The sequence below is a fragment of the Tenacibaculum sp. A30 genome (genome assembly GCF_051200845.1).
Lineage (GTDB): Bacteria > Bacteroidota > Bacteroidia > Flavobacteriales > Flavobacteriaceae > Polaribacter.
Window position 1 is genome coordinate 2,526,413 of sequence record NZ_CP195160.1, and the last position, 20,353, is coordinate 2,546,765.

19 protein-coding genes are annotated in these 20,353 nt (G+C 33.3%); 10 read left to right on the top strand and 9 right to left on the bottom strand.

Annotated elements, in window-relative coordinates; all coding sequences use genetic code 11:
• Positions 1–2,406: a 3-hydroxyacyl-CoA dehydrogenase NAD-binding domain-containing protein gene (locus ACR9ES_RS12150; RefSeq protein ID WP_435254393.1), complete on the bottom strand. Its 2,406-nt coding sequence runs from the start codon at positions 2,404–2,406 to the stop codon at positions 1–3.
• 18 nt (positions 2,407–2,424) lie between these two features.
• Positions 2,425–2,886, bottom strand: a complete 462-nt coding sequence (locus ACR9ES_RS12155) for a MarR family winged helix-turn-helix transcriptional regulator (protein WP_274633589.1) — start codon at positions 2,884–2,886, stop codon at positions 2,425–2,427.
• A 190-nt stretch (positions 2,887–3,076) separates the two neighbouring features.
• On the opposite strand from ACR9ES_RS12155, the gene ACR9ES_RS12160 reads away from it, so the two are divergent.
• The 5 genes from ACR9ES_RS12160 (at position 3,077) to ACR9ES_RS12180 (ending at position 7,717) form a co-directional block, all read left to right on the top strand.
• The gene (locus ACR9ES_RS12160; RefSeq protein ID WP_435254394.1) at positions 3,077–4,006 is read left to right on the top strand and encodes an ABC transporter ATP-binding protein; all 930 of its coding nucleotides are present in this window, start codon (positions 3,077–3,079) and stop codon (positions 4,004–4,006) included.
• Between the two features lie 3 nt (positions 4,007–4,009).
• Positions 4,010–5,332 (top strand): ABC transporter permease, encoded by a 1,323-nt coding sequence (locus ACR9ES_RS12165; RefSeq protein WP_274633591.1) that lies wholly within the window; start codon positions 4,010–4,012, stop codon positions 5,330–5,332.
• Between the two features lie 98 nt (positions 5,333–5,430).
• Positions 5,431–6,363 carry a mechanosensitive ion channel family protein gene (locus ACR9ES_RS12170; protein ID WP_435254395.1) on the top strand — a complete coding sequence of 311 codons (933 nt, stop codon included), beginning with the start codon at positions 5,431–5,433 and terminating at the stop codon, positions 6,361–6,363.
• Positions 6,364–6,385: 22 nt separating this feature from the next.
• Positions 6,386–6,511 carry a hypothetical protein gene (locus tag ACR9ES_RS12175; RefSeq protein WP_274633593.1) on the top strand — a complete coding sequence of 42 codons (126 nt, stop codon included), beginning with the start codon at positions 6,386–6,388 and terminating at the stop codon, positions 6,509–6,511.
• A gap of 42 nt (positions 6,512–6,553) precedes the next feature.
• Positions 6,554–7,717 carry a sigma-54-dependent transcriptional regulator gene (locus tag ACR9ES_RS12180; RefSeq protein WP_435254396.1) on the top strand — a complete coding sequence of 388 codons (1,164 nt, stop codon included), beginning with the start codon at positions 6,554–6,556 and terminating at the stop codon, positions 7,715–7,717.
• Between the two features lie 73 nt (positions 7,718–7,790).
• On the opposite strand, the gene katG is transcribed toward ACR9ES_RS12180, so the two are convergent.
• Positions 7,791–9,983 carry a catalase/peroxidase HPI gene (gene katG, locus ACR9ES_RS12185; protein ID WP_435254397.1) on the bottom strand — a complete coding sequence of 731 codons (2,193 nt, stop codon included), beginning with the start codon at positions 9,981–9,983 and terminating at the stop codon, positions 7,791–7,793.
• 296 nt (positions 9,984–10,279) lie between these two features.
• On the opposite strand from katG, the gene ACR9ES_RS12190 reads away from it, so the two are divergent.
• The 3 genes from ACR9ES_RS12190 to ACR9ES_RS12200 all read left to right on the top strand — a co-directional run bounded on the left by ACR9ES_RS12190 (position 10,280) and on the right by ACR9ES_RS12200 (position 11,576).
• Positions 10,280–10,918 (top strand): peroxiredoxin, encoded by a 639-nt coding sequence (locus ACR9ES_RS12190; protein WP_435254398.1) that lies wholly within the window; start codon positions 10,280–10,282, stop codon positions 10,916–10,918.
• 89 nt (positions 10,919–11,007) lie between these two features.
• On the top strand, positions 11,008–11,316 hold the full coding sequence (locus ACR9ES_RS12195) for a thioredoxin family protein (RefSeq protein ID WP_028892838.1): 309 nt from the start codon (positions 11,008–11,010) through the stop codon (positions 11,314–11,316).
• A 2-nt stretch (positions 11,317–11,318) separates the two neighbouring features.
• Complete coding sequence (locus tag ACR9ES_RS12200) at positions 11,319–11,576, top strand: DUF6952 family protein (protein WP_028892839.1); 258 nt, start codon at positions 11,319–11,321, stop codon at positions 11,574–11,576.
• Positions 11,577–11,628: 52 nt separating this feature from the next.
• On the opposite strand, the gene ACR9ES_RS12205 is transcribed toward ACR9ES_RS12200, so the two are convergent.
• Positions 11,629–12,522 (bottom strand): LysR substrate-binding domain-containing protein, encoded by an 894-nt coding sequence (locus ACR9ES_RS12205; protein WP_435254399.1) that lies wholly within the window; start codon positions 12,520–12,522, stop codon positions 11,629–11,631.
• A gap of 110 nt (positions 12,523–12,632) precedes the next feature.
• Here ACR9ES_RS12205 and ACR9ES_RS12210 point away from each other — a divergent pair, with 110 nt between their 5' ends.
• The gene (locus tag ACR9ES_RS12210; RefSeq protein WP_274633598.1) at positions 12,633–13,256 is read left to right on the top strand and encodes a LysE family translocator; all 624 of its coding nucleotides are present in this window, start codon (positions 12,633–12,635) and stop codon (positions 13,254–13,256) included.
• Between the two features lie 333 nt (positions 13,257–13,589).
• Here ACR9ES_RS12210 and ACR9ES_RS12215 read toward each other — a convergent pair whose 3' ends face one another.
• The 4 genes from ACR9ES_RS12215 to ACR9ES_RS12230 form a co-directional block, all read right to left on the bottom strand.
• Positions 13,590–13,748, bottom strand: a complete 159-nt coding sequence (locus ACR9ES_RS12215) for a hypothetical protein (protein ID WP_274633599.1) — start codon at positions 13,746–13,748, stop codon at positions 13,590–13,592.
• Between the two features lies 1 nt (position 13,749).
• Positions 13,750–14,205 carry a YciI family protein gene (locus ACR9ES_RS12220; protein WP_435254400.1) on the bottom strand — a complete coding sequence of 152 codons (456 nt, stop codon included), beginning with the start codon at positions 14,203–14,205 and terminating at the stop codon, positions 13,750–13,752.
• Between the two features lie 20 nt (positions 14,206–14,225).
• Positions 14,226–15,671 carry a sodium:solute symporter gene (locus tag ACR9ES_RS12225; protein WP_435254401.1) on the bottom strand — a complete coding sequence of 482 codons (1,446 nt, stop codon included), beginning with the start codon at positions 15,669–15,671 and terminating at the stop codon, positions 14,226–14,228.
• 63 nt (positions 15,672–15,734) lie between these two features.
• Positions 15,735–16,367, bottom strand: coding sequence for an NAD(P)H-dependent oxidoreductase (locus tag ACR9ES_RS12230; protein ID WP_435254402.1), 633 nt, complete (start codon positions 16,365–16,367; stop codon positions 15,735–15,737).
• 123 nt (positions 16,368–16,490) lie between these two features.
• On the opposite strand from ACR9ES_RS12230, the gene ACR9ES_RS12235 reads away from it, so the two are divergent.
• Complete coding sequence (locus ACR9ES_RS12235) at positions 16,491–17,762, top strand: DUF2851 family protein (protein ID WP_435254403.1); 1,272 nt, start codon at positions 16,491–16,493, stop codon at positions 17,760–17,762.
• 61 nt (positions 17,763–17,823) lie between these two features.
• Here ACR9ES_RS12235 and ACR9ES_RS12240 read toward each other — a convergent pair whose 3' ends face one another.
• Positions 17,824–20,277: an alpha-ketoacid dehydrogenase subunit alpha/beta gene (locus tag ACR9ES_RS12240; RefSeq protein WP_435254404.1), complete on the bottom strand. Its 2,454-nt coding sequence runs from the start codon at positions 20,275–20,277 to the stop codon at positions 17,824–17,826.
• Between the last annotated feature and the right edge of the window lie 76 nt (positions 20,278–20,353).

Genomic DNA, 20,353 nt, shown 5'->3' on the forward strand with positions numbered 1-20,353 from the left:
TTAGTTTCTTAATGGTTTACCAGTTTTTAGCATGTGCTGAATACGCTCTAACGTTTTACGTTCTGTAGTTAAACTTAAGAAAGCTTCACGTTCAAGGTCTAATAAATACTGCTCAGTAACTTTAGTAGGTTCTGATAAATCTCCACCAGCCATTACATAGGCTAGTTTGTTTGCAATTTTCTGATCGTGTTCAGAAATATATTTAGAAGCTTCCATAGAGTCTGTTCCTACTAAGAACATACCTAAGGCTTGCTTACCTAATACTAAAACATCTTTACGTTTTGCTGGTTGTGTATAACCTGCTTCTGCTAATAACACAGCATGTTTTTTAGCTTCTGCAATTTGACGGTCTTTGTTTACAACCACAACATCTTTTCCTTTTTGTAGTAGGTTTAAGTCGTATGCTTCATAAGCTGAAGTTGCCACTTTAGCCATACCAATAGTTAAGAAGTGCTCTTGTAATACGTTTAATTGAACATCACCAGTGTGGAATAAGTCTTGCGCTCTTAACGCCATTTCTTTAGATCCACCACCACCAGGAATTACTCCAACTCCAAACTCTACTAATCCGATGTAGGTTTCAGCAGCAGCTACAACTTTATCGGCATGTAATGATAATTCACATCCACCACCTAATGCCATTCCGTGAGGAGCAGCAATGGTAGGAATTGCAGAGTAACGCATACGCATCATAGTATCTTGGAAATACTTGATAGCCATGTTTAATTCATCGTACTCTTGCTCAACAGCCATCATAAAAATCATTCCGATGTTGGCACCTACTGAGAAGTTTGCAGCTTGGTTACCAATAACTAATCCTTGGAAGTCTTTTTCAGCTAAATCAACTGCTTTGTTTAATCCAGCTAAGACATCACCACCAATAGTGTTCATTTTAGATTGGAATTCACAGTTTAAGATTCCGTCTCCTAAATCTTCAATCACCACACCAGAGTTTTTGAATACTTCGGTAGTTTTACGAATGTTGTCTAAGATGATAAATGAATCTTGTCCTGGCTTTTTAACTTGTGCTTTTGCAGGTACATCGTAGTAATATGTTGCACCGTCTTTAACTGTATAGAAAGATTTTTCTCCTTTAGCTACCATTTCAGTAACCCAAGCAGCTGGTTCCTTTCCTTCAGCTTTCATTAATTCGATACCTTTTTCAACTCCTACAGCATCCCAAATTTCGAAAGGACCATTTTCCCATCCGAAACCAGCTTTCATGGCATCGTCAATTCTATATAATTCATCAGAAATTTCTGGAATTCTATTTTGAACATACGCAAACATTGCTGCGAAGTTCTTACGGTAGAATTCTCCTGCTTTATCTTTTCCGCCAACTAATACTTTAAATCGGTCAATTGGCTTATCGATTGTTTTTGTTAATTCTAAGGTAGCAAATTTTGCTTTTTTAGACGGACGGTATTCCATCGTATTTAAGTCTAAAGCTAAAATTTCACGCTTTCCTTCAGCATTGGTTGTTTTTTTGTAAAAACCTTGTTTGGTTTTGTTTCCTAACCACTTATTTTCCATCATTGTGTTGATGAAATCTGGCAACTTAAATAAGTCGTGAGCTTCGTCGTTAGGACAGTTTTCATAGATTCCGTTAGCAACGTGTACTAAAGTATCTAATCCAACAACATCAACAGTACGGAAAGTAGCTGATTTAGGACGGCCAATAACTGGACCTGTTAATTTATCAACTTCTTCAACAGTTAATCCTAATTCTTTTACTTGGTGAAATAACGATTGGATTCCGAAGATACCAATACGGTTACCAATAAAAGCAGGTGTGTCTTTTGCTAATACTGAAGTTTTTCCTAAGAATTTAGAACCGTAATCCATTAAGAAGTCAGTAACTTCTGGCTTACAATCTGGTCCTGGAACAACTTCAAATAATTTTAAATAACGAGGAGGGTTAAAAAAGTGCGTTACCGCAAAGTGCTTACGGAAATCTTCACTTCTTCCTTCGTTCATGAACTTAATAGGAATACCTGAAGTGTTGGTAGAAATAATAGTACCAGGAGTACGATATTTTTCAACTTGCTCAAAAACACTTTGTTTAATGTCTAAGCGCTCAACAACTACTTCCATAACCCAATCTACATCTTTAATTTTGTGTAAATCGTCTTCAAGGTTTCCAGTAGTAATTCTATCTGCAAATTTTGTATTGTAGATAGGTGATGGTTTTGACTTTAATGAAGCAGTCAAAGCATCATTTACCAAACGGTTACGAACTACTTTGTCTTCTAAGGTTAATCCTTTTGCTTTTTCTTGGTCGTTAAGTTCTCTTGGAACAATGTCTAATAATAAGACCTCAACGCCAATGTTAGCAAAATGACATGCAATACCAGATCCCATGATACCAGAACCGATAATTGCTACTTTTTTAATTCTTCTTGCCATTTGTTTATTGGTTTGTTTTTATACAGCTTGATTGTCAATATCCTCTTCGTATATCAACTTATCTGTAATTAGTTTGTTTATTGTTGTTGTTACTTTAAAGAAGGTTTCTAACTCTTCTTCAGTAATATGCTCTCTTACTTTATTGTTAAATTCGTACACATGTCCCTTAGAAACTTCACGCATTTCCTTACCATATTTAGTAAGTTTTAAAATAACACTTCTTCCGTCATTAGGATTCTTTTCGCGACATATAGCTCCTTTGTCTTCCATGGTTTTTAACAAGCGAGAAAGACTTGTAGGCTCCATTCCCATTAAAGGACCTAAAGCTGTAGAAGGAGTACCATTTTCATAATCTATATTCAACAAAGCAAAAGCTGTAGCCATGGTGCTATCGTGCTTGGCAGCTTGCTCATTATACATTTTTGCAACGGCTTGCCAAGTGGCTCTTAATTGGTGATCTATCGATTTATCTTTATCCATCGATGCCAAATATATAAAAATTTATTATGCATGCATAGTATTTTATAAAAAAGTTATGCATGCATAATAAAATTAACAAAAAATTAATCTTGTAACGTTTAGAGAGAAGCGTATACTAATTGAGTATAAAAATATGTAAGTTTGTCACTACTGTTTTTAAATAAACGGTAATTAATCAACTATTGAGTCTATGAATAATTTATTAGAAATAAATAATGTGGTAAAACGTTACGGCGATTATACTGCATTAAATAATGTGTCTATGCACATACCTAAAGGAAGCGTTTTTGGCTTGTTGGGTCCTAACGGAGCTGGAAAAACTTCTTTAATTAGAATCATCAATCAAATTACAATGCCAGATAGTGGTGAGGTAATTTTAGATGGAGAAAAGTTAGCACCACATCATATTGAATATATAGGATACTTGCCAGAAGAACGTGGTTTGTATAAAAGTATGAAGGTAGGAGAGCAGGCGTTGTATTTGGCACAGTTAAAAGGATTGAGTAAAGCCGAAGCTAAAAAACGCTTTAAATATTGGTTTGATAAGTTTGATATTGGCGCATGGTGGAATAAAAAGATTGAAGAGCTATCTAAAGGAATGGCACAGAAGGTACAGTTTATAGTAACGGTATTACATCAGCCTAAATTATTAATTTTTGATGAGCCTTTTTCTGGGTTCGATCCTATTAATGCACAACTAATAGCTAAAGAAATTTTACAGTTGCGTGATGAAGGGGCTACCATCATTTTTTCTACCCATAGAATGGAATCTGTTGAGGAAATGTGCGATTATATAGCTTTGATTAATAAATCAAACAAAATTTTAGACGGTAAGCTAGAGGATATTAAAAAGGAATTTAGAACAAATACTTTTCAAGTAGGATTAACAACTTCAAATTCGAGAGAAGTTGAGAGTAAATTAAAACAAAACTTTGAAGTATTACCAGCAGATTTCAAATTATTGAATGATGGGTTAAAATTAAACGTGAAGCTTTCTAATGGAAGTTCACCAAACGATTTGCTATCGTATTTAACTACTCAAGGACAAGTACAGCATTTTGTCGAGTTAGTACCAAGTGCTAATGATATTTTTATTCAAGCAATACATAAAAACAGTTAAACTATGAAAAGATTACGATTAATTATAGAACGTGAATTTATTGCTAAGGTTAGAAATAAATCATTTATCGTCATGACTTTCTTAAGTCCTTTGTTAATGATTGGTATGGGGGCGTTGGTATTTTTCTTAATGAAAAAGAATGATGAGAAGGTTAAGAAGATAGTTTATGTAGATGAGTCAGGAAAGTTTTCTAAAGATGTATTTGTAGATTCTAAAACGGTAAAGTATCAAGATTTTACGGCGTTAGGTATTGAAGATTCTAAAAAGAAAGTTGAAGAAGGCGATTATTACGGAGCTTTATATATTCCCAAGCAAGATAGTTTAGAAGTATTGGCAAAATCGATTGAGTTCTTCTCAAAAGATTCACCAAGTATGTCTATTATGGAAAGTTTGGAGGATAAGATAGACAAAGTGTTACGTCATGAAAAGCTAACCAGTTTCGGTATTGATTTAGCGCATATAGAAGAGTCAAAAATAGCTTCAGAAATTAAAATGTTGAATTTCTCTGGTGAAAAATCATCAAAACTAATCAACGGATTAAAAATTGGAGTAGGTGCCATAGCAGGATACTTATTAATGATGTTTGTTATGATTTATGGTACTTCGGTAATGCGAAGCGTTATTGAAGAAAAAACAAGTAGAATTATCGAAGTAATTGTTTCTTCAGTAAAACCTTTCCAATTAATGTTAGGGAAGATTATCGGAAATGCCTCAGCAGGGTTATTACAATTCTTTATTTGGGGAATTTTGTTTTTAATATTTAGTCTTGTTGCATCTTCTTTCTTTGGAGTTGATATGATGGATGTGCAATCGGCTAAAGTTTCACCAGAACAAATGGAGGTAATTAAGCAAACAGCAACCGATAAAGGAGAAATGATTGTACAAGAAATTTTCAGATTGCCTTTAGTTAAAATGTTTTTCTTGTTCATTTTCTATTTCTTGGGTGGATATATGTTGTATAGTTCGTTATTCGCAGCTGTTGGTGCAGCGGTAGATAATGAAACAGATACTCAGCAATTTATGATGCCTATTATGTTGCCTTTAATCTTAGCTGTATATGTCGGGTTTGCAACTGTAATTAATGATCCTCACGGACCTGTGTCAGTAGTGTTTTCATATATTCCATTTACCTCTCCAATCGTTATGTTAATGCGTATTCCATTTGGGGTAGCTTGGTGGGAGATAGCCATTTCTATGTTGTTATTAATTCTTACTTTTATGGTGATTGTGTGGGTAGCTGCTAAGATTTATCGAGTAGGTATTTTAATGTACGGTAAAAAAGCAACCTATAAAGATTTATGGAAGTGGATTCGTTATAACGGATAATTATTTTTATGAAATAAATTGTAAAGTCATTAGTTTACTATAATCGAAAGAGTTTAATGTAGATTGTATTTAATTAATAAAACAATAAGAACTAGTAGATGAAAGAAATTATAAAGGAAATAACCGATTTTTTAAACTACAGAATCCCTGTGGGAGGAAAAGATGTTGAGTTCACGTTAAAAACAATTCTGTTTTTAATTGTAGGCTTACTTTTTGTCAAGTTTTTATTAAAGTATTTAAAAAAGCTAGCAAAAAGCAAGTTAGAACAAGAAGATAAAAATAAGTTTGATACTATTTTCTCTTTTACCAGTTGGTTAGCTTATGTAGTCGTTTTTTCAATAGGCTTAAGTTCAGCAGGAGTTAATTTAAGTGCGGTTTTAGTAGCTTCTTCTGCTTTATTAATTGGTATTGGTTTGGCATTACAAACCTTCTTTCAAGATATTATTTCAGGAATTTTTATTATCGTTGATAAGAGTGTACATGTAGGAGATATTATAGAGTTAGATGATAAAGTAGGAAGAGTAGAGGAAATAAAATTAAGAACTACCCGAGCAGTAACTATAGATAATAAAGTACTGGTTATTCCTAACCATAAGTATTTGTCAAATAGTTTATATAACTGGACGCAAAATGGAACGACAACTCGTGAAAATGTTACTGTTGGAGTGGCGTATGGTAGTGATGTAGCTTTGGTTAAGAAACTATTGTTACAAGCAGCTAATGAGCATTCAAAGGTATATCAACATCCAGCTCCATTGGTGCTTTTTGAAAACTTTGGTGATAGTTCGTTAGATTTTAAGTTAGTTTTTACATTGAATGATAGCTTTCAGGCAGCGATACCAAAGAGTGATATTAGGTTTAGGATTGATGAATTATTTAGAGAGCATAATATAAGTATTCCATTTCCTCAAAGAGATATACATATTGTAGATGCGAAAGGTTTAAAGTTTAATCAAGAATCAAAAGAAAGATTAACTAACGATAAAGCAACTGAGAAAATCGAAGAAAAATCAAAAGGAAAGTCTCAATAAAATACTTGGCTTACTTTTTGAATTGCAAACACAAATGGTTCTTTCTTGTTATAAAGAACATATTGATAAAACAACATTAATAGATTTAGAAGACGAAATAGAAGAGTTACAAAAAATGATTTCAGGATTTAAGAACTCATTAGGTTAGTCTTTTCTCTTTTGTCTAACATTTAAAAATCTAAAAAAGAATATGGCTAAAATATTAATAATAGAAGATGAAGCTGCAATCCGCAGAGTGTTAAAAAAAATCATTTCTGAAGAGAATGATTCCTATGAAGTAGAAGAAGCAGAAGATGGATTAGCAGGAATTGAAATGATAAAAAACACAGATTACGATTTAGTGCTGTGTGATATAAAAATGCCAAAAATGGATGGTGTTGAGGTATTAGAAAAGGCAAGAAAGATTAAACCAGAAACACCAATGGTGATGATATCTGGTCACGGAGATCTTGACACAGCAGTTAATACAATGCGTTTAGGAGCCTTTGATTATATTTCGAAACCGCCAGATTTAAATCGTTTGTTAAACACAGTTCGTAATGCATTGGATAAAAAAGAACTAGTAGTTGAAAACAAGCGTTTAAAAAAGAAGGTAAGCAAAAACTACGAAATGATTGGTGAAAGTGAGGCTATTACTCATATTAAAGACATGATAGAAAAAGTTTCAGCTACCGATGCTCGTGTGTTAATTACAGGGCCTAACGGAACAGGAAAAGAGTTAGTAGCGCATTGGCTGCATGAAAAGTCTGATCGTTCTAAAGCACCAATGATTGAGGTAAACTGTGCAGCTATTCCTTCAGAATTAATAGAAAGTGAACTATTCGGACATGTAAAAGGTAGTTTTACAGGGGCTAATAAAGATAGAGCAGGAAAGTTTGAGGCAGCAAATGGAGGAACTATTTTCTTAGATGAAATAGGAGATATGAGCTTATCTGCACAAGCAAAAGTATTACGCGCATTACAAGAAAATCGCATTCAGCGTGTAGGTTCTGATAAGGATATTAAAGTGAACGTACGTGTCGTGGCTGCTACGAATAAAGATTTAAAAAAGGAAATTGAAGAAGGACGTTTTCGTGAAGATTTATATCATCGTTTAGCGGTAATCTTAATTAAAGTTCCTGCGTTAAATGAAAGAAGAGAAGATATTCCTTTATTGGTAGATTTCTTTGCTAAAAAGATCTCTGAAGAACAAGGAATGCCTAAAAAAGCATTTGCAGACGAAGCAATTAAACAATTGCAAGAATATGACTGGACAGGTAATATTCGTGAGTTACGCAATGTTGTAGAACGCTTACTTATTTTAGGAGAAAAAGAAGTGTCTAAAAATGATGTAAAACTATTTGCGAGCAAGTAATACATCTAACCATAAATAACAAAAAAGAAGAGCATATAGCTCTTCTTTTTTTATGATTATTAGTCATGTTAAACTATGATGCTACATCATATCTGTCAGCATTCATTATTTTAGTCCAAGCAGCTACAAAATCTTTTACAAATTTTTCTTTGTTATCATCTTGTGCGTATACTTCTGCATACGAACGTAAAATTGAATTGGATCCAAATATCAAATCAACTCTGGTTGCTGTCCATTTAGTATTTCCAGTTTTACGTTCAACAATATTATATAGGTTTTCACCGGCAGGTTTCCATGAGTATTTCATGTCGGTAAGATTTACAAAGAAATCATTGCTTAAAACACCTTCATTGTCAGTAAATACTCCATGTTTGGTGTCTCCATGATTGGTTCCTAAAACACGCATTCCACCAATTAAAGCAGTCATTTCAGGGGCAGTTAAGCCCATAAGTTGTGTTCTGTCTAATAATAATTCTTCTGGTTTTACTACGTAATCTTTCTTTTGCCAGTTTCTGTAGCCATCGTGTAAAGGCTCTAGTACATCAAAAGATTCTACATCGGTCATTTCAGCAGTTGCATCACCTCTTCCAGGAGTAAAAGGAACTTTAATGTCGAAACCACCTTCTTTAGCGGCTTTCTCTATGGCAGCGCTTCCTCCTAAAACAATTAAATCAGCAATACTTACTTTTTTACTTAATCCTGATTGAATTTCAGTTAATTTATCAAGCACTTTTTTCAATCTTGTAGGTTCGTTTCCTTCCCAATCTTTTTGAGGAGCTAAACGAATACGAGCACCACTAGCACCACCTCTAAAATCGGAACCTCTGTATGTTCTGGCACTATCCCAAGCAGTATTAATTAATTCTGTACGAGTAAGTCCACTATTTAATAACTTTTCTTTTAGTTCTTCAATTTCTGTAGTACTTAAAGTGTAGTCAACAGTTGGAACTGGATCTTGCCAAATTAATGTTTCGGTAGGAGAGTCAGCTCCTAAATAACGAGTGTTTGGACCTAAATCACGGTGGGTAAGTTTAAACCAAGCCCTAGCGAAAGCGTCTTCAAAAGCTGCAGGATCGTTGTAGAACTTCTCCGATATTTTTCTGTATTCAGGATCCATTTTCATCGCCATATCTGCATCAGTCATAATAGGATTCCTTTTCACATTCGGATTGTGAGCATCGGTAGGTTTATCTGCTTCATCCATACTCACAGGCTCCCATTGCCACGCACCAGCTGGACTTTTTGTTAATTCCCAATCATGATTTAACAACAAATGAAAGTACGTATGGTTCCATCTATCGGGGGTAGTTGTCCAAGCTCCTTCCAAACCACTCGTTACGGTATCGGCTGCATTTCCGTTTCCTTTAGGGTTCATCCACCCAAAACCTTGATCTTGAATTTCTGCTCCTTCAGGACTTTGACCTAATGCCCCTGCATCACCATTACCGTGTGCTTTTCCTACAGTGTGCCCACCAGCAGTTAAAGCAACGGTTTCTTCATCGTTCATAGCCATACGCTTAAAAGTTACTCTAACATCATGTGCAGTTTTTAACGGATCGGGTTTGCCATCAACACCTTCAGGGTTTACATAAATTAATCCCATCATAACAGCTGCTAAAGGATTTTCTAAATCTCGCTCACCAGAATAGCGCGTGCCTTTACTTCCTGTAGGAGCTAACCATTCTTTTTCTGATCCCCAATAAATATCTTTTTCAGGATGCCAAATATCTTCACGCCCTCCAGCAAAACCAAAAGTTTTGAATCCCATAGATTCGTAAGCCATATTTCCTGCTAAAATAATAAGGTCAGCCCACGATAGTTTATTTCCATATTTCTTTTTGATAGGCCATAATAAGCGTCGTGCTTTATCTAGATTTCCATTATCGGGCCAACTGTTTAAGGGGGCAAAACGCTGGTTTCCGGTGTTACTACCACCTCTTCCGTCTGCAACTCTATATGTGCCTGCAGCGTGCCACGCCATACGAATCATTAATCCACCATAAGTTCCCCAATCGGCAGGCCACCAATCTTGACTATCGGTCATAAGCGTTTTTAAATCATTTTTTACAGCTTCAAGGTCTAGTTTTTTAAATTCTTCAGCATAATTAAAATCTTCTCCTAGAGGATTCGTTTTAGTGTCATGCTGACTGAGAATGTCTAAATTCAAAGATTTAGGCCACCATTCCATAACGTTATCATGGGTTTCGGTATTAGCACCTTGTGAGAATGGACATTTACCAGAAGCGTGTGAGTTTGCATCTTTCATGTTATCAATTTTATAGGTTAGAATACCATCAAATTTACGATAAAACCTTGAATAATTTTTATCTATATTTTTTATCTCAATATAATAAATTCTTATTATTTTGTTTTTTTAGTATATAACTTTTTGATAGTTAGGTTTGTATTTGTTTTACTTATTTTGTTTTTTAAAATGTATTGATAATCTTTATAGTTGAATAAGAAAATATTTTTGCTTTTAGGGTGCAGATCGTAAGAAAGGAAATAAATTTGCCCCAGATAAAAAGAACATATTTATTATTAACCTTTAAAAAATATAAAATGGCTACAGTAGGAAAAAAATTTCCAAGTTTAAGCGTAGATGCAATGAACGAAATGGGTGATACGTTTAAAATAAATGTATTAGAAGAAGCAGTAAAAAACAACAAGAAAGTATTATTATTCTGGTATCCAAAAGACTTTACTTTTGTTTGCCCAACAGAATTACACGCTTTTCAAGCTGCTTTATCAGAATTTGAAAAAAGAAACACAATTGTAATTGGTGCGTCATGTGATACTCCTGAAGTACACTTTGCTTGGTTAAACCAATCTAAAGCTAACGGAGGAATCGAAGGAGTTACTTATCCATTATTAGCTGATAGTAACCGTAACTTATCATCTATTTTAGGAATTTTAGATATTACTAATGAAACGTATGATGAAGCTACAGGAACTGTACAAGTAGAAGGAGATAACGTAACATACAGAGCTACGTATTTAATTGATGAAGAAGGAACTGTATTCCACGAAGGAATTAACCACATGCCAGTTGGTCGTAACGTAAACGAGTACTTACGTTTAATCGATGCTTACACTCACGTACAAGAAAAAGGTGAGGTTTGTCCTGCAAACTGGGAAGAAGGTAAAGAAGCTATGCAAGCAAACGCTAAAGCTACAGCAGAGTACTTAGCGGCAAACTAATATAACATTAAGAGAGGGAATAAGTTCGTGTAAGATAAGTGAAGGGGTCGAGCACGAGCTCCTTTCGAAATAAAATAAATTTTAAGACTATGGTACAAGAATTAAGTCAAGATAATTTATCAGAAGTTGTTGCAGGTAATAAAAAAGTAGTGGTACAATATTCTGCTACTTGGTGCGGTAACTGCCGTATTATGAAACCAAAATTTAAGAAGTTAGCTTCAGAAAATGAAGACGTGGTTTTTATTATTGCAGATGCAGAACAGTTTCCTGAAAGTAGAAAACTTGCTGATGTAAGTAACTTACCAACATTTGCAACATTTGTAGATGGTAAGTTTGTAAACCAAACGCAAACGAACAAGTTTGAAGTGTTAAAAGATTTAGTAAACGAAGTAGCTTAATTATGAAATTACCAGTAATTAAACATTTAACTTCTTTTATTGAAGAAAATGACCAAGATTACGTACTAGAAACTATTGAAACTCTAGAAGCTTTAACAGAAGTTCCTTCTTTAAAAGACGAAGAGTTAGATGTGATAGGAGAACTAATCTCTAACATGTACGGGGCAATTGAAGTTGATAAAATGATTAAAGACGGAACACCTAAAAAAGAAGCGTTGAATAATTTTATGAAGCGTGTTTTAGGTTCGATTGACCAATAGTTTTACTACGAAAGAAAATATAAATCCCGAGCAATTTGCTCGGGATTTTGTTTTATATAAACTGTTGATTGTATCTTTTACCTAAATTCGTAGCATATTCAATAACATTTTTTACAATCTTTCTATCGTCGTTTTTACGCCAGTTGATAAATAATTCTGTTTTTTCAGGAAGCGTGATAAAACGAACATGTGAGTTTAATGAAAATTGAAAAGAATAAGGGAGAATTGAAATTCCTAACTCTCTAGAAATTAAGTTTAAGATCATACTTCCAAAATCAGATTCAATATGAGCTTGTGGTTCAAAACCATAAGTGTTAAAAATACTGCGAAGTAACGACGAAAAATAAGTAGTATGATGTAAGCCAGAAAGAATAAACTTTTCATCTTTTACATCTCTTAAATCTACAAAATCCTCAGCTGTTAACCAGTGGTTTTTTGGCACAACAAGACAAACAGGTTCAGCATACAATCTTTCAGAACAAATAGAAGAGTTTAAAACAGTGTTTCTGCTAAAAGCAACATCTATTTGATAGCTTGTCAGTAAGTTTTCAAGGGTAATGTCGGTAGGCTCCATAAGCTCTACTTTTAAGTCAGGTTTTTCTTCGGAAAATATCCTAAGTAATTCGGGTAAATAGTTGTAGGAAATAGAACCAGGATAGGCAATACTAATAAGCCCAGAAGAACCTTCTTCAATTTTTTTTGCATGTTGAAGTGTACGGTCAAACTCATCTAATAAATCTTCCCATTTTTTCTTAAGAAAAACACCAGCATCGGTCAATTTTACGTTTCTTTTATCGCGTTCAAATAAGGTAACGCCTAATTCTTCTTCTAACGATTGAATTTGTCTACTTAATGATGATTGTGAGACATATACCTTTTCTGCGGTTTTCCAAAAATGTAACTCTTCAGCGAGTACTAAAAAATATCGAATTTGTTGTAAAGTCATTTTAATGCGGTTTTTGCATTAATCATTCAAAAATAAGTATTTTTTAATAAACAGAACTGCCGTTGCTTTGCACAAAAAAACATTGATATTCATTTTTAAAATTAAAGGAAATGGGAATTGAGAACTTTATAGCATTTTTTACAGCAACCATTCTTTTTGTATTAACACCAGGAATGGAAACGATTTTTTTAATAAACAAATCGATAAGTCAGGGGAGGAAATCAGGAGTTTATACTGCTTTTGGTTTAAATACGGGGGCTTTAGTGCATACCTTGTTCGGAGCATTAGGCTTGTCAATCATTGTAGCAAAGTCAGCAATATTTTTTGCATTGATAAAATATTTAGGAGCTGCCTATTTAATTTATTTAGGAGTGATGAAAGTGTTATCAAAGAAAGATTTGATAGGAAATGACGTTGAGGAGCAAAAGAAAAATTCAGCAAAAAATGATTTTAAATCAGGATTTATAACGAATATATTAAATCCGAAAGTTGCATTATTCTTCATTGCATTTTTTCCACAGTTCATTAGTCCTGATCATATAGAAAATCCAGTTCCGTTCATTTTTATGGGGATTTCTTATGCACTTATGACTACCGTTTGGTATTTATTTTTAACTTCTTTTGCAGGAGCATTTTCAAAAAAGGTGAAAGAAAATCAAAATATCGGGATTCGAATGAATAAGATTTCAGGAGTAGTTTTTGTTTTAATGGGATTGCAAATAGCGTTTATGTAAAAGTTAAAAACCGGTAAGATTTAAATCTCACCGGTTTAAATTTGGTTAAAAAGTTTATTTTTTTTGAGTGTAGCTAAGCTCTGGTCGCATTTTTCCTGAAATTTCAGAGTAATTAGAAAGTAAACTATATAAATCGTCAAATTTAAGTTTGAAATCGTTACCTAATAAGTTTCTGTTTTCTTCACTTTTTTGAGCATAATCCAATCTATTTTTGCAGATATAACCACAACAAAACGGTCTCCTACTTTACCAAAACCACTTTCATAAACGCGATAGTGCATTTTAGATTTTTTAGCAACGAAAAGATCTTTAATCTCTTTAACTTTTTCTTGTTTATTCTTCGTTTTTTTCCTCGTTAGCCTTTTTAATAATTGCTTTTAAACGTTCTTTAGTGCGTTGTTTTTCTAGGCGAAGTTTATTCTCCTTTTGTTTCATTAAGCGAGTGTGTTTCGCTTTGTTCACTGTATTTTTAGCTTTTCCTTTTTTAGGCATTTTAAGGATTGATTTTCCAGATTTTATCTGCGGTTTTTAAATATTCAGACAAAGCAGCTGAACCATACCAGTTGTATAAATCTACTGCTAAATATTTTTCAGCAATAGCAGGGTCTGTTTTTATTAGTTCTTGAGCTTCTTCTAGGGTTTTTACATTAAAAATAAAAAGACCTCGATAAGCGTTTTCATTCTTGCCAAAAGGTCCAGCAACAATAAGTTTATTTTCTTTAACTAACCTATTAATATTGTCTAAATGTCCCCTAAAAGCTTTACTTTTTAGTTCTTTATCAGTAGAGGTATTAGTGCCTGTTTTTAAGACAGCAAACACATAACTTTTCATTCCGTAGTCGTCTGCACCTAATTCCTTAGCAAGTTTTGCATCATAATTAGGATTGTTTTTTTGAGCATGTATTGTGATAGACAATAAGGCTACTATGAGTATAAAAAAAGGCTTCATGTTGTGTAAGGTTTTGTGAATTATAAAATTACACGTTTTTTATGAATTGTTAATAAACCTAAGAAAGTCAAAGCTCCGTTTAAGATTAACACAAAGAAACCAAAGTCAAATCCCATTTTTTCTTTGCTGTAAAAACTAATTACATACGTTAAAACAGGAGTAATTAAACAAATAATTGGAACTAATTTGTCTTTTACATTTAGTTTGGTAAATAATCCGAAGGCATATAACCCTAATAGCGGACCATAGGTATAACCTGCAAATTGGAATATTTTAGCAATTACACTTTCATCAGCAATAAAATATTTAAAAATTAAAATGGTAGCCACTAAAATGAAGGAAAATAATATGTGGATTTTCTTTCGTGTTTTTTCTTTTTCTTGCTCATTATCTTTTTTGTCGATTTCTAAAATATCGATACTAAAAGAAGTAGTTAATGAAGTTAAAGCACTATCGGCACTAGAGTATGCTGCGGCAATCAATCCTAATAAAAAGAATAGGGCTGTGGCTATTCCTAAATCACCACTCATAGCTATTGTTGGAAATAGTTCATCTTTATGTGCGTTTATTTCATTAGCAGAAGCATAATCGGTTAACAATACACCTAGAGCTAAGAAGAAAAAGTTTACAATTACTAATACGATAGTAAACCAAAACATGTTTTTTTGAGCATCTTTCAAGTTACGACAGGTTAAGTTTTTTTGCATCATATCTTGATCTAATCCCGTCATTACTATAGAAATGAAAGCTCCTGAAAAGAATTGTTTCCAAAAGTAATTTCCTGCCTTTACATCGTCAAAAAAGAAGGTTTTTGATAGATCATTGTTAGCAACATACGAAAATAGATTATCGATTTGCATTTCATCTTTTATCATCACAATGCATACACCAACAGCAATCAGCATGAATAAAGTTTGTAAGGTGTCTGTCCATACAATAGTTTTTATTCCTCCTTTAAACGTATATAACCAAATTAATAAAATCGTAATGGTAACGGTAATCCAAAACGGAACTCCATAGGCATCAAACAAAATTAATTGTAACACGTTGGCAACTAAAAATAATCGGAAGGAAGCACCAATTGTTCTAGAAAGTAAGAAAAAGGAAGCACCTGTTTTATAAGAATACCTACCGAAACGACCTTCTAAGTAGGTATAGATTGAAGTCAGATTTAATTTGTAGTAAAGTGGGAGTAGTACTAAACCAATCACGGCATATCCTAATACATACCCAAGTACCATTTGCATATAGCTCATTTTATCACCTTCAATCCACCCAGGAACAGAGATAAAAGTAACCCCGGAAAGTGATGCGCCAATCATACCAAAGGCAACTAAATACCAAGGAGATGAGTTGTTTGCTTTAAAAAATGTTTGGTTGTTTGCTGATTTTCCAGTGATGTACGAAATAAGGATTAATACACCAAAATAAGCTAAAATAAGGAGGAGTATATGTAGTGGTTGCATGTAGTTAAATTATGAATTACGAATGTACTAAAATTATCATTCGTAATTCATAATTAAGATTATCTAAGAAAGTTCAATAACCACTTCTTCGGTTTTTCTACGAACTTTTTTTAAGTCTTTCATATAGTCATCTTCAGCTCTAAAACCAACGGGTAATACCAAAACCGAGTTTAAGTTTAGCTTATTTAAACCTAAAATTTCATCATATTTTACTGGGTTAAAACCTTCCATAGGGCAACTGTCAATCTTTTCGTTTGCAGCTACGGTCATAAGATTTCCTAAAGCGATATAGGCTTGATTTTTCATCCAAGAGGTAAGAATCTCTTTGGGTTTGTTAGCAATGTCATTTACTAAAAATTCTTTAAACGGATTTAGAATTTCGTCTGGCGTGTTTCTTGTATCTTTTACTAATTTAAAGTAACTCTCAACGTGTTCAGAAGTCAATTCTTTAGGAATACAAAGTACTAATAAATGCGAAGCTTGCACAACCTGAAGTTGGTTCCAAGAATGTGCTACTAATTGTTGCTGTAAATCTTTGTTTTTTACCACAACCATTTTTACAGGTTGTAACCCGTATGAAGTTGCAGTTAAGTTAAAAGCTTCTTTTAAAATATTGATTTGCTCTTCAGAAAGAAATTTATGTTCGTCAAATTTTTTAACAGCATAACGCCATTGTAAATTTTCTATACTATTCATGTGGTTTAATTTTCTTATTCGGCAAAAATAGTTGAATAGGATATTGTTATAAAATACTTTGGATAATAAAAATTGATAATGCCATAGAAATATTTTGTAAATTCATGGAGAAAAAGGAAGTTTATGAAAGAAGAGTTTTTACATTTTTTGTGGAAATACAAGCTGTTCAGTACAACAGATTTAAAATCGACCAAAGGAGAGTCTATTGAGATTGTTAATTCAGGAATTTATAATACCAATACCGGTCCTGATTTTTTAAACACACAATTAAAAATTGATGGTCAGTTATGGATTGGAAATATAGAGATTCATTTAAAATCATCTGATTGGTATGCACATCATCATGAAGAAGATACAAATTACGATGCGATAATTTTACATGTGGTGTGGAGTTATGATGCTGATGTTTTTATGAGAAATAACCTTCCTTTACCTACTTTAGAATTGAAGCAATTTGTTCAAAAAGAAGTATTGGTAAATTATCAAAAATTATTTTCAAAAGAACAACGATGGATTCCCTGTGAAAAACAAATAGCTGAAGTAGATTCTTTTTTGTTGAATAATTGGTTGGAGCGACTGTATTTTGAACGATTAGAAAATAAAGCTGTTTTTATCAAAGAATTGTTGGTGAAATCAAATAATGATTATGAAGCTGTGTTATTTAAACTACTTGCCAAAAACTTTGGATTAAAAGTAAATGGAGAAGCTTTTTTTGATATGTCTAATTCTTTTGATTTTTCTGTATTGCGAAAAGTTCGGTTTCAGGAAGAGCAACTATCAGCTTTATTGTTTGGGCAATCAGGATTTTTAGAAGACGAAGTTGAAGATGGTTATTATACACAACTGCAAAATGAGTATAAATACTTACAGCATAAACATCAGTTACAGCCTTTAACAAAAAACCGATTTCAATTTTTTAGAATGCGACCGAACAATTTTCCAACGATTCGAATAGCTCAGTTGGTTGCTTTGTATTTCAGGCATCAGCATTTATTTTCTCAAATAGTAGAAGTCTCTCGTTTGCAAGATTTTTATATGTTGTTTTCGGTTGAGGTGAATGATTTTTGGAAAACACATTACACGTTTGAAACCACTTCAAAAAAATCACCTAAAAGACTTACAAAGTCGTTTGTTGATTTACTTGTCATCAATACGATAATACCTTTAAAATTTGTGTATGAACAAGAAAGAGGAGCAGTAAATGAAGAACAATTATTGCAATTAATGCAACAATTAAAATCAGAGAAAAACTCTATTGTTAGTAAGTTTTCTGAGTTAAAAATTAAAGGGAAAAATGCTTTTGAAACACAAGCTTTGTTAGAGTTAAAAAATAACTATTGCACAAAGCAAAAATGTTTACAATGCGCTATAGGAAATAGCTTGTTGCGTAAATAAAAAATCTCGTGAATGTAAACTCACGAGATTCATCTATATTCTTTTATCTAAAAGCGAAGTGTTAGTATAAACTCTTAAATTTTGCAGGATTTACCTCGTGCATAATTTCGTATACTTTTTCAAAAATATCTTCAGCAGAAGGTTTAGAGAAGTAATCTCCGTCAGTACCATAAGCAGGTCTGTGTGCTTTTGCTGTTAAAGTTTGAGGTTTGCTATCTAAATGTTTGTATCCGTTTTGGTTTTCAACAATTTCTTGTAATAAATATGCTGAAGCTCCTCCAGGAACATCTTCGTCAACTACCAATAAACGATTTGTTTTTGCAACTGATTTTACCGTATCGTGATTAACATCAAAAGGTAATAAGCTTTGCGTATCTACAATTTCTACATCTATACCTACTTGCGCTAAATCTTTAGCAGCTTCTTCGACAATGCGTAGGGTAGAACCATAAGAAACAATGGTAATATCGTTTCCTTCTTTGATCGTTTCAACAACACCGATTGGAGTTTTAAAATCTCCTAAGTTGGTTGGTAATTCTTCTTTTAAACGGTATCCATTTAAACATTCTACTACTAAAGCAGGATCGTCACCTTCTAATAAAGTATTATAGAATCCGGCAGCTTTGGTCATGTTACGAGGAACCAATACGTGAATACCTCTTACGTTATTGATAATTCCACCCATTGGAGAACCAGAATGCCAAATTCCTTCTAAACGGTGTCCACGAGTACGAATAATTAACGGTGCTTTTTGTTTACCAAACGTACGGTAACGTAACGTAGCTAAATCGTCACTCATAATTTGTAAAGCGTACAGTAAATAATCTAAATATTGAATTTCAGCAATCGGACGTAAACCACGCATAGCCATACCAATACCTTGACCTAAAATGGTAGCTTCACGAATTCCAGTATCAGAAACACGTAATTCACCAAACTTCTCTTGTAAACCTTCTAATCCTTGGTTTACATCTCCAATATAACCTGCATCCTCTCCAAAGATTAATACCTCTGGGTGTTTTGCCAAAATTGCATCAAAATTATCACGCATAATAATACGTGCATCTACCATATTTTTTTCTGAAGCATAGGTTGGAGCTTCAGCTGGAACATTTTCAGTAGCTAATTCAGTTTCACTTAATAAATGAGCAGAATATTTTACAGCAGCTTTATCAATTGAAGTTTTAATAAAGTTTTGTAAAGTCGTTTTTTCAGCAAGATTTTCATCTCTTAAATAACGTAACGTTTTACGAGCAGCTACTAAAATATCTTTTCTAATAGGTTCTGCAATAGCACCTAAGTCGTTTTTGTATTTTGTAATGAAAGATCCGTTGTTGCTCTTTTCAGCGATAGTATCTAATAAAGTAATAGCTTCAGCAACTTCTGCTTTAATTTCATTAGTATAAGCACTCCAAGCATCACGTTTAGCTTTACTTACTTCTTTTTTAGCTTCTTTTTCAATATTGATTAAATCTTCTTCAGAATCAATAAATTTTAAAGTTTCTCCGTCTTCATTTTCTAATTCAAACTCTAAAATCCATTTACGCATTTGATTGATACAATCAAATTCTTGCTCCCATTGTAAACGCTCTTTCGATTTGTAACGTTCGTGAGAACCAGAAGTAGAGTGTCCTTGAGGTTGCGTTAATTCTTTTACATGAATTAATACAGGAATATGTTGCTCTCTTGCAATTTGAGAAGCTTTGTTATAAGTGTCGATTAATTGAACATAATCCCAACCATTTACTACAAAGATTTCATACCCGTTACTTTCGTTTTCACGTTGGAATCCTTTTAAGATTTCAGAAATGCTTTCTTTGGTAGTTTGATGACGTGCGTGTACTGAAATTCCGTACTCATCATCCCAAACATTCATCACCATTGGAACTTGTAAAACACCAGCTGCGTTGATTGTTTCAAAAAACAATCCTTCACTTGTACTAGCATTACCAATGGTGCCCCAAGCAACTTCGTTTCCGTTGATTGAAAAATTAGTGTGTTTTTCTAATCCTTCAACGTTTCTGTAAATTTTAGATGCTTGTGCCAATCCTAACAAACGAGGCATTTGACCTGCAGTAGGAGAGATGTCAGATGATGAGTTTTTTTGAGCTGTTAAGTTTTTCCAATCTCCATTTTCATCTAAAGAATGGGTTGCAAAATGACCTCCCATTTGACGACCTGCTGACATCGGCTCAACATCAATATCAGTATGAGCATATAAACCAGCAAAAAATTGTTGTGGAGTTAATTCTCCAATAGCCATCATAAAGGTTTGATCGCGGTAATAACCCGAACGAAAATCTCCATTTTGAAAGGCTTTAGCCATAGCTAATTGAGGTACTTCTTTGCCATCACCGAAAATCCCAAATTTAGCTTTACCTGTTAAAACTTCTCTACGCCCTAATAAACTACATTCTCGACTAATACGAGCAATTCTATAGTCGTTTAAAACTTCGTTTTTAAAATCTTCAAAAGAAAGCTGTTGAGTATTAACTATTTCGGTATTTTGCATCATAATCATCTAATTTAGGTATGGTTACAAAGATAGGTTTTTTAGTTGAAATTTAAAAATTTCTCTTTTCATTGCATAT

What these genes read in the sequence shown, in the direction of transcription:
- ACR9ES_RS12150 (WP_435254393.1), bottom strand. Translation starts at nt 2,406, where the DNA reads ATGGCAAGAAGAATTAAAAAAGTAGCAATTATCGGTTCTGGTATCATG.
- ACR9ES_RS12155 (WP_274633589.1), bottom strand. Translation starts at nt 2,886, where the DNA reads ATGGATAAAGATAAATCGATAGATCACCAATTAAGAGCCACTTGGCAA.
- ACR9ES_RS12160 (WP_435254394.1), top strand. Translation starts at nt 3,077, where the DNA reads ATGAATAATTTATTAGAAATAAATAATGTGGTAAAACGTTACGGCGAT.
- ACR9ES_RS12165 (WP_274633591.1), top strand. Translation starts at nt 4,010, where the DNA reads ATGAAAAGATTACGATTAATTATAGAACGTGAATTTATTGCTAAGGTT.
- ACR9ES_RS12170 (WP_435254395.1), top strand. Translation starts at nt 5,431, where the DNA reads ATGAAAGAAATTATAAAGGAAATAACCGATTTTTTAAACTACAGAATC.
- ACR9ES_RS12180 (WP_435254396.1), top strand. Translation starts at nt 6,554, where the DNA reads ATGGCTAAAATATTAATAATAGAAGATGAAGCTGCAATCCGCAGAGTG.
- katG (WP_435254397.1), bottom strand. Translation starts at nt 9,983, where the DNA reads ATGAAAGATGCAAACTCACACGCTTCTGGTAAATGTCCATTCTCACAA.
- ACR9ES_RS12190 (WP_435254398.1), top strand. Translation starts at nt 10,280, where the DNA reads ATGGCTACAGTAGGAAAAAAATTTCCAAGTTTAAGCGTAGATGCAATG.
- ACR9ES_RS12195 (WP_028892838.1), top strand. Translation starts at nt 11,008, where the DNA reads ATGGTACAAGAATTAAGTCAAGATAATTTATCAGAAGTTGTTGCAGGT.
- ACR9ES_RS12200 (WP_028892839.1), top strand. Translation starts at nt 11,319, where the DNA reads ATGAAATTACCAGTAATTAAACATTTAACTTCTTTTATTGAAGAAAAT.
- ACR9ES_RS12205 (WP_435254399.1), bottom strand. Translation starts at nt 12,522, where the DNA reads ATGACTTTACAACAAATTCGATATTTTTTAGTACTCGCTGAAGAGTTA.
- ACR9ES_RS12210 (WP_274633598.1), top strand. Translation starts at nt 12,633, where the DNA reads ATGGGAATTGAGAACTTTATAGCATTTTTTACAGCAACCATTCTTTTT.
- ACR9ES_RS12215 (WP_274633599.1), bottom strand. Translation starts at nt 13,748, where the DNA reads ATGCCTAAAAAAGGAAAAGCTAAAAATACAGTGAACAAAGCGAAACAC.
- ACR9ES_RS12220 (WP_435254400.1), bottom strand. Translation starts at nt 14,205, where the DNA reads ATGAAGCCTTTTTTTATACTCATAGTAGCCTTATTGTCTATCACAATA.
- ACR9ES_RS12225 (WP_435254401.1), bottom strand. Translation starts at nt 15,671, where the DNA reads ATGCAACCACTACATATACTCCTCCTTATTTTAGCTTATTTTGGTGTA.
- ACR9ES_RS12230 (WP_435254402.1), bottom strand. Translation starts at nt 16,367, where the DNA reads ATGAATAGTATAGAAAATTTACAATGGCGTTATGCTGTTAAAAAATTT.
- ACR9ES_RS12235 (WP_435254403.1), top strand. Translation starts at nt 16,491, where the DNA reads ATGAAAGAAGAGTTTTTACATTTTTTGTGGAAATACAAGCTGTTCAGT.
- ACR9ES_RS12240 (WP_435254404.1), bottom strand. Translation starts at nt 20,277, where the DNA reads ATGATGCAAAATACCGAAATAGTTAATACTCAACAGCTTTCTTTTGAA.